This window comes from Nocardioides humilatus, from assembly GCF_008373755.1.
Lineage (GTDB): Bacteria > Actinomycetota > Actinomycetes > Propionibacteriales > Nocardioidaceae > Nocardioides > Nocardioides humilatus.
Genome location: NZ_VUJV01000001.1, coordinates 293,476 through 307,868 on the forward strand (window position 1 = coordinate 293,476; position 14,393 = coordinate 307,868).

Consider the following 14,393-nt stretch of genomic DNA (forward strand, 5'->3'; position numbering starts at 1 on the left):
GTCAGCAGCGGGGCAGATCGGCGTCGTGGTCGGCGGTCCAGGCCTTCAGGGCCTCGAGCGCACCGTGCATGGTTTCGGCCTTCACCAGCTCCATGTCGGTGTCGAGACCCTTCACGTCAGAGCAGTTGTCCTTGGGCACGAAGAAGAGCTGCGCGCCGGCATCCCCGGCACCCGCGATCTTCTGCTCGATCCCGCCGATCGGTCCGACGCTGCCGGCGTCGTCGATCGTGCCGGTGCCGGCGATGATCGCGCCATCGGTCAGCGAGCCCGGAGTCAACGTGTCGTAGACGGCCAGCGAGAACATCAGGCCCGCGCTCGGTCCACCGATCGTCGGGTCGACCTGGATGGTCACATCGAAGGGGAAGTCGTAGCCGATGCCCGGCGTGATGCCGATGCGCATCGCCCGGTCACCGTCGACGACGGTCTCCTCGGGCTCCAGCTCGACGGTCAGCTCCTTGTGGTTGCGCTCGATCAGGAGGGTGACCGGGTCGCCCGGACCGTGCTTCTGGATGGCTTCGACCAGCTGCTCGCCGGTCTTCAGCGGCTTGCCGTCGACCTTGAGGATCTTGTCGCGCACGCGCAGCTCGCCGAAGGCGGCGCCCTTGTCGTCGACGAAGGCGACCTGGATGCCCGTCTTGACCTTGTAGCCCAGCTCGCGCATCGCGGTGGCGATCGCAGCGTCCTGCGAGCCGACCATCGAGACGGCCCCTTCGCGTTCCTCGTCGTCGGCCGTCTTGCTCGGCGGGTGCGCGATGTCGTAGGGGATGACCGCCTCGTCGGGGTCGAGCCACGCATCGAGAGCGCTGAGGAGCGTCTCCTTGTCGCCACGTGCCGAGCTCGACACGGTCGTGAACCGGATCTGGCCGTCGTCGCGATAGGTCTTGTGGCCGACCACCTGGATGATCTCCGACTCGTTGGCGTCCTTGCCGAGCACGTCGAAGGTCGGGCCCGGGCTGTAGACCGAGTAGGGCAGCGGCGCGAAGGCCGCGAGCACGAACAGCAGGAACGTCAGCGGCGCCGCGACGGCGAAGGCGATCCAGCGCTGACTCATGGCGTTACCTTCTCACCCGGCGCCAAGGCGCCGGGGACCGGATCTCAGCTGGCCTGCCGGTCGGCCCGCTGGCCGTCGTCGGTCGCGGGAGCCTCGATCGCGGCTGCCGGCTCCTCCACGCTGGGCGCGACGGCCGCCTGGGCCAACGACGGGCGCTTCGACGGACGCAGGGCCACACCCGTGCTCCGGTCCGGGACGCGGCGCGCGACGGCATAGCCCGGGCGACGCTTCTGCTCCCGGCTCAAGGCCTCGCCCAGACGGCGCGCGGCGGTCTCACGATCGACCTCACCACGACCCTCACGCCCCCACCAGCCGACCCACAGCATCGTCACGAGAGTGACGACGGCCGCGGGCACGAGCCAGAGAAGGATGTCCACCTAGCGAGGGTAAAGCGCTACGTGCGCCGCCCCGTTACGGCGCGCCGACCCATTCCTCGGTGCCGTCGGAGAAGAGCTGGTGCTTCCAGATTGGGACCTCGGCCTTGAGGGTGTCGATGAGCGCGCGGCTCGCCTCGAAGGACGTGCCGCGGTGGGCCGACGCGGTGGCGACCACCACCGCGAGGTCGCCGATCGCCAGGTCGCCGACCCGGTGGACAGCGGCGAGCCCGCTGACGTCGTACTGCTCGGCGACGCGGTCGCACACCTCCTGCAACCGCGTGAGCGCGGTCGGGTGCGCGGAGTAGGCCAGTCCGGTCACGCCCTTGCCGTCGTCGTGGTTGCGCACGCGACCGACGAAGAGCACCAGCCCGCCCGACGCATCGTCGTCGAGGCTCTTCACCACGTCGTCGACCGACAGCGGGCCGTCCTGGATGTCGACGAGCCGTACGGCGGGATGGCTGCTCACAGCGGCAGAGTACTTTGGAGGCATGGCGAACGACCCCGTGCCCGACCCCGAAGACGACGCAGGATCGGGCCAGCCCAACCCCTTCAAGGGCACGCCGTTCGAGCACCTCTTCGGTGCCGGCGGCCCGCTCGCCGGGATGGGAGGCCTCCCCGGAATGGGCGGCCTGGGCGGAGCAGGCGGCCTCGGCGGGATGGATCTCGGCCAGATCTTCAACCAGTTCAAGGCGATGATGGAGCCCCACGAGGGTCCGCTGAACTGGAAGATGGTCGACGACCTGGCCCGTGCCGAGGTCGCCCAGCAGCCCGACCCCTCCCCCGGCACCAAGGACCAGGACCGGGTCGCCGACGCGGTCCGGCTGGCCGACCACTGGCTCGACACCGCCACCGAGTTCCCGTCCGGCGTGACCTCGACCGCCGCGTGGAGCCGGGCCGAGTGGGTCGTCGAGACCCGCCCGGTGTGGAAGGTCCTCGTCGAGCCGGTCGCCACCAGGTCCGTCAGCGGTCTCAGCTCAGCGCTGCCCCAGGAGATGCAGGCGACTGCCGGCCCCCTGCTCGGCATCATCGGGCAGGCCGTCGGCGGCATGCTCGCCGCGCAGATCGGCCAGGGCCTCGGCGGGCTGGCAGGTGAGGTGCTCACCGCCTCCGACATCGGCCTCCCGCTGGGCGCGCCCGGCAAGGCCGCCGTCGTGATGAGCAACGTGAAGGCCTTCGCCGAGGGCCTCGACGTCACCGAAGACGACGTACTCCTCTACCTCGCGCTGCGCGAGGCCGCCCACCAGCGGCTCTTCGCCCACGTGCCGTGGCTGCGCGAGCACCTCGTCGGTGCGGTCACCGACTACGCCCAGGGCCTCGAGCTCAACGTGCAGCAGATGCAGGAGCGCATCGAGGAGCAGATGCGCGGCATCAACCCGATGGACCCCAGCTCCGTGCAGGGTCTGCTCGAGGGCGGGCTCTTCGAGCCGCCGGTGTCGCCCCAGCAGGAGTCCGCGCTGTCCCGACTCGAGATCGCGCTCGCGCTGGTCGAGGGCTGGGTCGACGAGGTCGTCGGAGTAGCGACCGCGGAGCGGATGCCCGCTGCGACCAAGCTGCGCGAGGCCTCGCGGCGCCGCCGCGCCGCCGGCGGTCCGGCCGAGCAGACCTTCGCAGCGCTCGTGGGCCTCGAACTGCGGCCACGCCGGCTGCGCGACGCCTCCACGCTGTGGGGCGGCCTGCGGTCGCGCTCGGGCCCCGAAGCGCGCGACGGCGTCTGGATGCACCCCGACCTCCTGCCGACCGCGAGCGACCTCGACGACCCGCTGAGCTTCCGCGCCGAGGCCACTCAGCCTGACGCGATGTCCGACGACGTCTTCGACGAGGAGCTGCGCAAGCTCCTCGACGGCGAGACGGGCGAGACCGGCGAGACGGGCGAGTGACCCTGCCCGACCCGCTGCACGCCGATGCGCTGGCAACGCTGCGGGACTGGCGCGCGCCCGACGCCGACCAGGACGCGCTGCGCACGCGCTTCGTCGCGCACCTGGAGGCCACGCCTGACGGCATGTGGCGCTCGGCGTACCCCGACCACATCACCGCCGGCGCACTCGTGATCGACAGCGCCGGCGAGCGGGTGCTGCTCAACCTGCACAAGAAGGCGCGGCGCTGGTTCGCCTTCGGCGGCCACTGCGAGCCGGGCGACGCGACGCTTGCCGACGTCGCTGCGCGCGAGGCGCGGGAGGAGTCCGGCATCCCCGACCTGCGGCTGGTGCCGGCGCCCGCCCAGCTCGACGTGCACCCGGTGCCCTTCTGCGACCCGCGCGGGCCCGACTACACCGTGCGCCACCTCGACGTCCGCTACGTCGCGATCGCACCTGCGAGCGCGCAGGAGATCACCAGCGAGGAGTCCCTCGACGTGCGCTGGTGGCCGGTCGACGGGCTGCCTGAGCTCGAGCCGGGGATGGTCGACCTGGTGGGGATCGCCCGCTCCCTGGTGTGACCGGGCCCCGGGTCGAGGTCAGTCGGCGTCGCCCTGCGGGAAGCCGGTCGCCGCGTCGGGCGGGGCGAGCTTGGCGGCGTCGGACCAACCGAGCAGGTAGCCCTTCGCCTTCGCGGTGTGGGGGTAATGGCCCACCCAACCCCAGAACGCCTCGTTGTGCCCCGGCTCGATCAGGTGCGCCAGCTCGTGCACGAGCACGTAGTCGACCACCCAGTCCGGCACCCGCTGCAGCCGTTCGCTGAGCCGGATGGTCCGGTCGTTGGGCGTGCACGACCCCCACCGGGCCCGCTGGTTGGCGACCCAGGTGACGGAGACCGGCTCGGCGAGGCCGCCGAGGTACTGGTCGTTGAGCTCGCGGGCCCGTCGCAACAGGTCGGCATCGGTACGGCGCGCGCGCTGCTCACGCCGTTGCAGGCGCTGCACCATCTTGCGGACCCAGTCGCGCTCTTCAGCGCGGGAGAGGTTGTCCGGCACGAGGACGACGATGCGGTCGTCCTCGACGTAGGCCGACACGGTCCGACGCCGTCGCCCCGAGCGACGCACCTCGACCTGCGGAGACGGCTCCGACATGGCTCGACGTTATCGCGCCGCCCACTCCAAGAGGCGCTCCACCGGCCACGTGTTGACGATCCGATCGGTGTCGATCCCGGCCGCCTCGGCCCGTTCACACCCGAGCACGAGGAAGTCGAGCTGACCGGGCGCATGGGCGTCGCTGTCGATCGAGAAGAGGCACCCGGTGTCCCGGGCGAGCTCAAGCAGGTCGGTCGGCGGGTCGCGCCGCTCGGGGCGGGAGTTGATCTCGACCGCCACGCCGTGCTCGGCGCACGCCTCGAAGACGGCGCGCGCGTCGAACCTCGACTGCGCCCGGGTGCCGCGGTTGCCGGTCACCAGTCGGCCCGTGCAGTGGCCGAGCACGTTCATCCACGGGTTCTGGATCGCCGTGATCATCCGCTTCGTCATCGGGCCCGGATCCATCGCCAGCTTGGAGTGCACGCTGGCGACCCTGACCTCGAGCCGGCTGAACATCTCGTCGGTCTGGTCGAGGCCGCCGTCGTCGAGGATGTCGACCTCGATGCCCTTCAGCAGCCGGAACTCCCCCGCCTGTCCGGCCGGGGCGAGCGCTGAGAGGTGCGTGTTGACCGCGTCGACCACGTCGAGCTGACGGGCCAACCGCTCCGCGCTCAGCCCCCGCGCCACCTTGAGGCGCGGCGAGTGGTCGGTCAGCACGAGGTAGTCGTGACCGAGCTCCATCGCGGTCATCGCCATCTCCTCGATGGGCGAGCCGCCGTCGGACCAGTCCGAGTGGGAGTGCAGGTCACCGCGCAGGGCTGCGCGAAGGCCGGTGCCGCCCGAGACGGGCAGGACGCCGTACTGCTCCTCGGCCTCGGCCAACCGCTCGGGCACCCGGCCCGCGGCAGCGTCGGCGATCACCCGGGCGGTGCTCGCGCCGACGCCGGCCAGCTCGGTCAGGGTGCCGGCGGAGGCTCGGGCCGCCACCTCGTCGGCCGACAGCGGGAGGATCGCTCCGGCCGCCTTCCGGTAGGCCTGCACCTTGAACGTGTCGGCACGGCCGCGCTCGAGCAGGAACGCGATGCGCCGCAGTGCCGCGACCGGGCTGCCGTCGTAGGGATCGCCCGCGTTCACGCCGCCACCAGCCTCAAACGGGCAGACACGCCGAGATCGGCGTCACATTTCTTTTGTCCACAGTCGGTGGAGGAGCGAGAAACCGCGTTACCGCTGGTCAACCGGCAGTACGGCGACCGCGCGGTGCCCGCCTTCCCCAAGCTGTCCACAGCGCTCTCCCATGACTTTCCACGGTGTTTCGGCATCATCCACATCTTCGTCCACACCCTTGTCCACAGGGCAGGGTCCCGGTGGATTGACCGGGGTTCCTTCCGCTCCCTAGCGTTGCGCCCAGATGGGGCCCCCGGGGTGCCAACGCCGTTCGCAAGGGGAAGGCAAACGGCGCGAAGCACACCGGGGGTCTCCTCATTTTTCCCGCGTCCCTCGAAACTGGTCAGCGGCCCTCGAAGTGCGGCGCGCGCTTCTCCTGCACCGCCCGGATGCCCTCCTGCAGGTCCGCGGTCGCCATCGTGACCGGCTGGGCCAGCCCCTCCCAGTCCAGGCACGCCTCGACGCTCGCGTGGCCACGGGCCAGCGCCGACTTGGTGAGTCGCGTCGCGATCGGGGCCGTGGCAGCGATGTCGACCGCGGCGCCGAGGACCGTCTCGCGGAAACCCTCGGGATCGATGACCCGCGACACCAGCCCGAGACCGAGCGCCTCGTCGGCGTCGACCAGTCGGCCGGTCAGCAGCAGGTCGCGGGCCGCTGCCGCACCGACCACCTCGGGCAGGAGGTACGTCGTCGCCATCCCCGGGTGGAGGCCCAGCTTCGTGAAGGGCACGCCCATCCGCGCACCCCGCGCGGCGTAGCGGATGTCGCAGGCGAGCGCGATCGCCAGCCCCGCTCCGATGGCGGGGCCGTTGATCGCGGCGATCGTCGGGACCTCGAGCCGGCGGATCGACAGCCAGGCCCGGTAGAAGCGCATCATCCGTGAGCGCAGCTGGTCGACCGTCGCGTCGGGCTCGCTCGCGAGCCACGCGGTGTTGCCCCCGGAGGAGAAGGCACTGCCCTCCCCCGTCACCACGACGGCACGCACCGACGGGTCTCCGACCAGCTCATCGACCGCCCTGACCCACGACGCGGTCATCTCGTCGCTCATCGCGTTGCGCAGCTCCGGGAGGTCCAGGACGAGCATTGCGACCCCTTCGGCGGGCCGCTCGAGCCGCAAATGGGTCACATCACTGGTTTTCGACATACCGAGCACGCTACCGAGCCTGCCGACCGGCGTGTCGTAGGGTCAGAGAGGTCCAAGGCGCAAGCGGCGGACCCCGGCGGGCTTCCCTAGTCCCTCCCGTCGCGACGACCGAAGTGAAATGAATGAGGAGGCCGTCATGGCGGAGACCTGGAGCGGTGAGTTCTACTGCGTGAAGTGCAAGGAGAAGCGCGAGGCGAGCGGCGAGGTCAAGGTCAACGACAAGGGCACCCGTATGGCTAAGGCTGTCTGCCCCGTCTGCAGCACCAACCTGAACCGCATCCTCGGCAAGGCCTGAGCACCAACTCGAGCTACCGCAGCGGGCGGCCCATCCTCACGGGTGGCGCCGCCCGCGCGCTATTTTTCACCCGCCTTCGACCGAGCTTGCGAGGTCGGGCCTGTGGATGAGCAGCACCGCTCCGGCCGCTGACCTGCCAGCCTTCGGGCATGCCGGTCACTGCTACCCCGCCCGCGGTGCTGCTGCTGAGGCCTGGCATCCCGGTCGTACGGCGCGACGCCGACACGCTCCAGGTCGGCCTGCACCCACCCCTCGCCGCGTGTCTTCCTGACCGGCCCGAGGTCCGCGACCTTCTCGCCACTCTCCGCGACGGCGCGACGGTCCCGTCGCCCGGGTCGTTGGCACCAGAAGCCGCGCACGCCTTGGCGGCGCTCCGCGCTGCCGACCTGGTGCTGACCGGGGCGCCGGCCCCGGGCCGGCCCGACCTCACGGCGGCGCGGGCACAGTTCGGCTCCGACGGCTCCCGACGCCTCGCCGCCCGCTCACGACACACCATCGGCGTACGCGGTGCTACCGCGTGCCGCAGCCTGGCCGCGAGCCTGGCCGCCTCAGCGGGGCTGGTCGTCGACGACGGCGCCCCTGCGGTGTGGCTGGTCGTGGAGACCGGACAGGTCTCCCGGGACACGCTCGATCCCCTGGTGCGTGCGGGCGTCCCCCACCTGGTCGTGTCCGGCGACGCGGCCGGGCGACGCGTCGGGCCCTTCGTCGAACCCGGCCGCACCGCCTGCCTGCGTTGCGTCGATGCGCACGAAGCCGAGAGCGACCCGCGTCGGCCGTTCCTCCTCGAACAGGCCGCCCGGAGCGGCGGGGTCAGTCCCGTCGACCCGGTGCTCGACCAGCTGGCCCTGGCCTGGGCGGTGCGAGACCTGAGCCGCTACCTGGAGGGCGACGAGCCGAGCACCTGGTCGGCGACCGTCGACATCGGCCCGGGGAGCGCTCCACGCGTCATGCAGTGGCTGCGACACCCGCACTGCGGGTGCGCGTGGGACCTGCTGCTCGACCTGGCCTGAGGACCTACCACCACTCGGTGTCGAGCTTGCTCTCCATGGAGCGCAGGTGCTGGCGCGAGCAGTCCTCGCAGAACCGGCGGGTGCGACCGCGCTCGACGGACGTGCTCCAGGTCAACGGCGCCAGTTCGTCGGGAGCGAAGGAGCCGCAGAAGTCGCAGGTCACGGGCACCTCTTCAGGCTAGACCCTGGGGCGGCCGGCAGCGTGGCGCACCGCGGCGAAGCCGCACGGCGTGGCGTCCCCGGACCGAGCTTGCGAGCGTCCGGGCGGCGCGGCGCCGTTTGCGACACGCTCGGCCCCGAGAATGCAGAAAGGCCGGAGCACGACGGGTTTCGTCGTACTCCGGCCTTTCTTTACTTATCACCCGCGATCAGGTGCTCGAAGGAGGTCCTCCGAGGTCTGTGCCCCTCTGTCAGAGAGCGCGAGCGAGGGCGAGGCGAGCCTGCTGCGCTGCGCGCTCAGCCTTGCGGCTGAGACGCCGGGCGCGGGCCATCTTGGCCTCGCGCAGCTGCTGCGCCTCTCCCAGGCGCGCGGACATGTGCGCGCGTGCCAGGTCTTCATGCATGACGTTCATCTTGGTGCTCCAGTTCAGGTCTTGGTTCATTGAGGTGTTTCTAGAAAAGTTGCTCGGAGTTGATCGGAGGTCGGGTGCCGCACTCCACCGGGGCTAGGCCGCGGCGGCGTCCTTGCGGGGCCGGCCACGAGGCCTCTTGCGAGGGATCACTACTCCCTGCAGGAAGATCTCGCCGCCCCAGACACCCCAGGGCTCGCGCCGCTCGAGCGCTCCGGTCAGACACATCTGCTGGACCGGGCAGTCCTGGCACAGCGTCTTGGCGAACTCCACGTCGGTGGGAGACTCCGCGAACCACAGCTCCGGGTCATTGACCCGACACGGCAGCCGGTCGGACTCCTGGTCGGCGAAGAGCTCTGCCTCGTCGTGCAGGTTGCTCAGCGTCGGCTCGAGAACACTGGTCGTCATGTTTTTCACCTCCTCGTCTCTGACCTGATCGCGTTGGTCGTTTCATCGATCCGGGTCTGCGGCTTTCGTCTTTCTCAGGTGCCTGAGAAACACGAAGGCCGCGGATCCCGGTTTCGGGTTCCGCGGCCTGGAGGCTGCCGAGCTAAGTCTTGTGGACTAGATCGGTGGACTCCAGGTTTGAGAACCCCAGGCGTAGCCGGCTGCAAAGTCGACGTGGCCCATGCCGGCGGTCGGTGCGAACACGCGAACGCGCTTGCCCTCGACGGTCTTGACCGTCTGCGCCACGTCGCCCGTGCGCACGTCGATCCGGACGTCGGACGTCCGGAGATCGGTGGTCGGGGTGGCGCACAGGAGCGCGAGCGCGCGCGTGGACTGTGCCGGCGCTGCGATTGCGATTCGCATGATGTTCTCCACTGTGGCCACCTCCTTCGGGGCGTTGGGCGCGGGCCTTGCCAGGGCCGGATGCGCAGGTCTGTCAGTACGTGAGGGACACGCTATCCGCGCATCCATGTAATGGGCAAACCATTTAATGACTATTTCTGAAAATTGTTGCAGGTTGGCAGGAAATCTTCTTCAGCGAAGCTCATGACGGCTCATGACTGGGTCTGGATCACCGCGATCACGTCGTCGCCATACTTCTCGATCTTGCTGGGACCCACGCCGCTGATGGCCCGCAGCGCTCGCTGGTCGCCGGGCTTGTGCTCAGCGATGAGCTCCAAGGTGGCGTCGGTGAAGACGACGTAGGCGGGCACCTCGTCATCGCGCGCGCGCTCGAGGCGCCAGGCCTTGAGCCGCTCGTAGAGAGCCTCGTCGTAGTGAATCGGGTGGTGGGAGCACCTCCCGCGCTTCTTCTCGACGGCGCTGCTGAGCGGCTGGCTGCACTCGCGGCAGCGCGCGACCTTGCTCCGGGCACGGCCACCCGGCTGCGGCTTCTCACGCTCGGGCAGCAGCGGCGCGAGGAACCGCGAGGGCTGGCGGCGTGCTGCCTGGCCGGGATTGCGCGCGGCCGACCAGCTGATCGTGAGGTCGCGGCGCGCACGGGTGACGCCGACGTAGAGGAGGCGGCGCTCCTCCTCGATCGACGCTTCGCTGTCGGCGTAGGTGATCGGCACGGTGCCGTCCTGGACGCCGCTGCAGAAGACGGCGTCCCACTCCAGGCCCTTGGCGGCGTGGAAGGTGGCGAGGGTGACGCCGTCGGCCGCCGGCGCGTGCTGCTCGGCCGCGCGGCGGTCGAGGTCATCGACGAACGCCCCGAAGTCGGCGTCCGGATGCTCCGACCCGAACTCCTCGGCCTGGGTCGCCAGCGCCTGCCAGGACTCCCAGCGGTCCCGCACCTGGCCACGACCGGTCGGTGGCTCGGCCGACCAGCCCATGCCGCCGAGCACCCCGTGGACCGCCTCGACCCACGGCTGGTCGCCTGCCTCCCCTGACCGGGCGGCACCGCGCAACCGTACGACGGCCTCGCGGACCTCGGGCCGGTCGAAGAAGCGCGCCGCGCCGCGGACGACGTAGGGGATGCCCCGGTCGCTCAGCGCGTCCTCGAAGTGCTCGGACTGCGCGTTGATGCGGAAGAGGACGGCGATCTGCCCGCGCGCCGTGCCCTTGCGATGGAGCGCGGCCACCTGGTCGGCGACGAAGGTCGCCTCGGCGACCTCGTCGGGATGGCCCTCGAGCCGCACCGCCGGGCCGGCAGGTTGCTGCGCCTTCAGCTCGACGCCGGCGCTGGCGCTCCCGGCGAGCAGGCTGTTGGCGGCCGCCACCACCTGAGGGGTCGAGCGGTAGTTGCGGACCAGCTCGATCGAGGTCGTGCCGGCGTAGCGCTTCGGGAAGTCCAGTAGATAGGTCGAGTCGGCACCGGCGAAGGAGTAGATCGTCTGGGCGGGGTCACCGACGACGCACAGCTCGTCGCGGCCCCCGAGCCACAGGTCGAGGAGCGCGGACTGGAGCGGCGAGACGTCTTGGAACTCGTCGACGACAAACCACTTGTACTGCCGGCGGACCTGCGCCGCGACCCGTTCGTCGGACGCGAGGACGCCGGCGGTGAAGAGCAGGACGTCCTCCATGTCCATGCGTCCCTGCTCGCGCTTGACGTCCTCGTAGGCGCCGAACACCTTGCCGACCGTGTCGGCCGGCTGGTCGGACACGCTGCGGCCGTGCTGGCCGGCGATCCGGGCGTAGTCGTCGGGCCCGACGTTGCTGACCTTCGCCCACTCGATCTCCGAGGCGAGGTCGCGGAGCAGCGCCTGGTCGGCTCGGAGCCCGAGCCGGCGGGTGGCCGCGGCCATCATCGCGAGCTTGGACTCGGTGAGCGTCGGGAGGTCGGTGCCGTGGACGTGGGGCCAGAAGTAGCGCAGCTGCCGCAGAGCCGCGCTGTGGAACGTGCGCGCCTGCACCCCCGGCGCCCCGAGCTGACGCAGTCGCCCCCGCAGCTCGCCCGCGGCCCGGGTCGTGAACGTCACGGCCAGCACCTCGGACGGCGCGTAGACACCCGTCATCACGCCGAGCGCGATGCGGTGCGTGATCGCCCGGGTCTTGCCCGTCCCGGCGCCGGCCAGCACCCGCACCGGCCCTCGCAGCGCCTCGGCCACCTGTCGCTGCTCGGGGTCGAGTGCCCCTAGAAGAGACTCGGCGGACGACGGAGCACTCATGTCCAGCGACCCTAGAGGGTGGGGGCGACAGAACTTCGAGCCATCCCCACCCATCCACAGGGTCAGGTCCGTCGGCGCAACCTCCGCACGAGCAACGGCGGCGCGATGACGGCCAGCAGGAGGGCCACGGCGGCGACCCAGGTCGCTGCCAGCGTCTCCCCGCTGCGCCCGCCGGTCAGGGTGATCGGCGTACCGGGAGCGCCCGTGGCCGCGGTGGTCGTCGGGTCGCCCGTGGTCGCTCCGGTCAGCGGATCGACCGCTCCCGCGTTGTTCCCACCGTTGCCGCCCGCACCTCCGTTGCCGCCCGTGCCACCGGTCCCGCCCGTGCCACCCGTGCCCCCCGTGCCGCCGTCACCGTCGCCGGTGGAACCGGCGGGGTTGCCCTCACCGGGAGCGCAGGTCGCACCGACCTTCGAGCACTTGTCGGGGCTCGGCGCGGAGTTGAGGATGTCGAGCGCCGGGTTGTCGCACTGACTGATCGACGGCGACCGCACCGCACCGGGGATCCGTTTGACCTGGTCGAAGCCGGCCTCGACCAGGTTCTTCGGCAACGGTGAGTAGCCGAGGATCTCGGCCTTCTGCTGGCCGGCGCAGAGGAAGTAGTTGATGAACGTCGAGAGCGTCTTGCCCTTGTCGGTGTTGAACGGGGCGTCCGTCGACGTCGGGATGATCATGTAGCTGTAGCTCGACATCGGGTAGGCCCGCGGGTCCGGGTTGTTGTAGACCGAGGTCAGGTTCTGGGTGAGGTTCGGGTTGATCTTGGCCTTGGTCAGCGCCACCGCCACGTTGCCGGCCGTGGGCTGGGAGAAGTAGCCCGCCTTGTTGAGGAGGCCGGCCACCGGGAAGTCGATCCGCTTGGCGTAGGCGTACTCGACGTAGCCGATCGACCCGACGCCGTACGACGCGGACACGTAGTTGGCGACACCGTTGGACCCCACCTGCGCCTTGCTGTCGCCGAAGGCCGGGTAGAAGGAGACGCTCGGGCAGGCCGAACCGCCGAGGTGCAGCTTGTCCCGGATGAAGGGGCAGTAGACGTCGGGCACCTGGTCCTGCATGTAGAGCGTGAACTGCGCCGAGGCGCCGGCACCGTCGGAGCGGACCACCGGGATGATCGGGATGTCCGGCAGGGTCTTGCCGTAGTCCTCCTTGATCTCGGGGTCGTTCCACCGCGTGATCTTGCCGGTGAAGATCTTGGCCAGCGTCTCGGCGGACAGGCGCAGGTCGCGCACCCGCTGCCCGCCGAGCTCGAGGTTGTACATGAACGACGTGCCACCGGCGACGATCGGCATGTAGGCGTAGTCGCGTCCGGGGACCTCCGCCTGCTGGCCGGGCTCGGGCGGGTCCTGGAACGGGATCTCGCTCGTCGCGAAGTCAGCCGTCCCCTGGATGAACTGCGAGCGGCCGTCGGTCGAGCCCGTGCCGGCGAAGTTAACGACCACGCCGGAGGCCCGTACGTCGGCGCGCCACGCATCGACGGCCACCTGGCTCCAGGTCGAACCGGCGCCGGAGACCGGCACGTAGTCCTCGGCGTGAGCGGCGGGTGCCGGGGCCAGCGAGAGACCGATGAGAGCCAGGGCTCCGGCCAGGGCAGCGCTGCGGATCGGGCGGCGGGCGAGCAGGCGGTTCACGTGGGGGCTCCTAGACGTCGAGCGAGCCGGCGCTGCTGCCGGCGGCTGAGGCGACCCGGGGTGCGGCCACCGATGATGCGGGCGAGGGCGAAGAAGAGGACGACGAGCGCGAGCAGCACCACACCGGCACCGAAGGCCCGGGTGATCGCCACGTCGATGGGCGTCCGCAGCCCGTTGAAGACGAACAGCGGCAAGGACAGCTGGGGCCCGTGCCGCGGGTCGTAGTTGAGCTCGTTGGTCGAGCCCGCGACGAGGAGGACAGGTGACGTCTCGCCGATGATGCGCGCGACGCCGAGCAGGACGGCCGTGACCAGGCCCGGCCGCGCGGTCGGGAGGACGACCCGCCACACGGTCTGCCACTGGGTGGTGCCGAGGGCGAGCGAGGCCTCGCGCAGGCCGTTGGGCACCAGCCGCAGCACCACCTCCGCCGTCGTGATGACGACGGGCACCATGCTGACCGACAGCGCGAGCGCGGCCGCGAGGCCGCTGCGACCGTGCCCGAGCTGCAGGATCACGAGCGAGTAGATGAACAGGCCGGCGACGATCGTCGGCACCGCGGTCATCGCCTGGACGACGACGCGCACCACCCGCGCCAGCCGACCACGGACCTCGCTCAGGTAGACGGCCGTGGCCAGGCCAAGAGGCACGCTGACCACGACCGAGATGGCGACCTGCTCCAGGGTGCCGACCATGGCGGCGTAGATGCCGCCCTGGTCCAGCGCGGCGTCCGGCCCCGAGTAGGCCATGGTGTCCTTGAAGAAGTTCGTGTGCGCCAGCGCGTCCTTGCCGTGCACGAACGTGAACACCACGATCCCCACCAGGGCCGAGACCATGACCAGGCCCGCGGTGGCTACGAGTGCGCCGACCAAGCGGTCGATGACACCGAGCCGGTCGAGGGTGGTCGAGCTGGCCGCGACGAGCAGGATCAAGAAGAGCGCGTAGGCGAAGATCCAGAAGCCGATGGTGCCGCTGGTCGGCAGCATCCGCTCGTAGAGGAGCCAGGCCAGCGAGATGGCTCCGGACAGCGCGACCCCCACGTGGAGGACCAGGTCGGGACCGAGGCCACCGATCCGGATCCGCTCCGGCACGGGCCGGGTCGCCGGTGGCGCGGCGGGCGTGGGCGCCTCGGCGGGCGCGACGGTCGTCGTCGTCATC

Annotated in this window: 16 protein-coding genes and 1 pseudogene; 4 read left to right on the forward strand and 13 right to left on the reverse strand. The window is 70.8% G+C overall.

Annotated elements, in window-relative coordinates:
• Position 1: 1 nt before the first annotated feature.
• From F0U44_RS01325 to F0U44_RS01335, 3 genes are read right to left on the reverse strand one after another with little or no spacing between them, the layout of a single operon-like run.
• Complete coding sequence (locus tag F0U44_RS01325) at positions 2 to 1,051, reverse strand: YlbL family protein (RefSeq protein WP_149726463.1); 1,050 nt, start codon at positions 1,049 to 1,051, stop codon at positions 2 to 4.
• Positions 1,052 to 1,095: 44 nt separating this feature from the next.
• Positions 1,096 to 1,428 (reverse strand): hypothetical protein, encoded by a 333-nt coding sequence (locus tag F0U44_RS01330; RefSeq protein ID WP_188113259.1) that lies wholly within the window; start codon positions 1,426 to 1,428, stop codon positions 1,096 to 1,098.
• 34 nt (positions 1,429 to 1,462) lie between these two features.
• Positions 1,463 to 1,894 carry a molybdenum cofactor biosynthesis protein MoaE gene (locus F0U44_RS01335; protein WP_438616478.1) on the reverse strand — a complete coding sequence of 144 codons (432 nt, stop codon included), beginning with the start codon at positions 1,892 to 1,894 and terminating at the stop codon, positions 1,463 to 1,465.
• A 22-nt stretch (positions 1,895 to 1,916) separates the two neighbouring features.
• On the opposite strand from F0U44_RS01335, the gene F0U44_RS01340 reads away from it, so the two are divergent.
• A complete protein-coding gene (locus tag F0U44_RS01340; RefSeq protein ID WP_149726465.1) occupies positions 1,917 to 3,305 on the forward strand; it encodes a zinc-dependent metalloprotease in 1,389 nt (462 codons plus the stop codon).
• A complete protein-coding gene (locus tag F0U44_RS01345; protein ID WP_149726466.1) occupies positions 3,302 to 3,862 on the forward strand; it encodes an NUDIX hydrolase in 561 nt (186 codons plus the stop codon). The genes F0U44_RS01340 and F0U44_RS01345 overlap by 4 nt, the downstream gene beginning before the upstream one ends.
• An 18-nt stretch (positions 3,863 to 3,880) precedes the next feature.
• On the opposite strand, the gene F0U44_RS01350 is transcribed toward F0U44_RS01345, so the two are convergent.
• The 3 genes from F0U44_RS01350 to F0U44_RS01360 form a co-directional block, all read right to left on the reverse strand.
• Positions 3,881 to 4,432, reverse strand: a complete 552-nt coding sequence (locus tag F0U44_RS01350; protein WP_149726467.1) for a M48 metallopeptidase family protein — start codon at positions 4,430 to 4,432, stop codon at positions 3,881 to 3,883.
• Positions 4,433 to 4,441: 9 nt separating this feature from the next.
• Positions 4,442 to 5,506 carry a PHP domain-containing protein gene (locus tag F0U44_RS01355; RefSeq protein WP_149726468.1) on the reverse strand — a complete coding sequence of 355 codons (1,065 nt, stop codon included), beginning with the start codon at positions 5,504 to 5,506 and terminating at the stop codon, positions 4,442 to 4,444.
• Between the two features lie 373 nt (positions 5,507 to 5,879).
• A complete protein-coding gene (locus tag F0U44_RS01360; protein WP_246160224.1) occupies positions 5,880 to 6,620 on the reverse strand; it encodes an enoyl-CoA hydratase/isomerase family protein in 741 nt (246 codons plus the stop codon).
• Positions 6,621 to 6,816: 196 nt separating this feature from the next.
• On the opposite strand from F0U44_RS01360, the gene F0U44_RS22835 reads away from it, so the two are divergent.
• Together F0U44_RS22835 and F0U44_RS01365 are read left to right on the forward strand one after the other, a co-directional pair.
• A complete protein-coding gene (locus tag F0U44_RS22835; protein WP_188113260.1) occupies positions 6,817 to 6,975 on the forward strand; it encodes a DUF5679 domain-containing protein in 159 nt (52 codons plus the stop codon).
• Between the two features lie 149 nt (positions 6,976 to 7,124).
• Positions 7,125 to 7,985, forward strand: a complete 861-nt coding sequence (locus tag F0U44_RS01365) for a hypothetical protein (RefSeq protein ID WP_149726470.1) — start codon at positions 7,125 to 7,127, stop codon at positions 7,983 to 7,985.
• 4 nt (positions 7,986 to 7,989) lie between these two features.
• Here F0U44_RS01365 and F0U44_RS22840 read toward each other — a convergent pair whose 3' ends face one another.
• The 7 genes and pseudogenes from F0U44_RS22840 to pstA form a co-directional block, all read right to left on the reverse strand.
• A complete protein-coding gene (locus tag F0U44_RS22840; RefSeq protein WP_188113261.1) occupies positions 7,990 to 8,154 on the reverse strand; it encodes a hypothetical protein in 165 nt (54 codons plus the stop codon).
• Between the two features lie 241 nt (positions 8,155 to 8,395).
• Positions 8,396 to 8,593, reverse strand: a pseudogene (locus F0U44_RS01370) (putative WhiB-interacting protein); the annotation flags it as partial.
• A 57-nt stretch (positions 8,594 to 8,650) separates the two neighbouring features.
• Positions 8,651 to 8,962 carry a WhiB family transcriptional regulator gene (locus F0U44_RS01375; protein ID WP_149726472.1) on the reverse strand — a complete coding sequence of 104 codons (312 nt, stop codon included), beginning with the start codon at positions 8,960 to 8,962 and terminating at the stop codon, positions 8,651 to 8,653.
• Positions 8,963 to 9,118: 156 nt separating this feature from the next.
• Entirely contained in the window at positions 9,119 to 9,364 is a 246-nt protein-coding gene (locus tag F0U44_RS01380; protein WP_149726473.1) for a hypothetical protein, read from the reverse strand.
• Positions 9,365 to 9,555: 191 nt separating this feature from the next.
• On the reverse strand, positions 9,556 to 11,610 hold the full coding sequence (locus tag F0U44_RS01385) for an ATP-dependent helicase (RefSeq protein WP_149726474.1): 2,055 nt from the start codon (positions 11,608 to 11,610) through the stop codon (positions 9,556 to 9,558).
• 62 nt (positions 11,611 to 11,672) lie between these two features.
• Positions 11,673 to 13,238 (reverse strand): phosphate ABC transporter substrate-binding protein PstS, encoded by a 1,566-nt coding sequence (locus tag F0U44_RS01390; protein WP_223163546.1) that lies wholly within the window; start codon positions 13,236 to 13,238, stop codon positions 11,673 to 11,675.
• Positions 13,235 to 14,392, reverse strand: coding sequence for a phosphate ABC transporter permease PstA (gene pstA, locus F0U44_RS01395; protein WP_149726475.1), 1,158 nt, complete (start codon positions 14,390 to 14,392; stop codon positions 13,235 to 13,237). The genes F0U44_RS01390 and pstA overlap by 4 nt, the downstream gene beginning before the upstream one ends.
• Position 14,393: the final 1 nt, after the last annotated feature.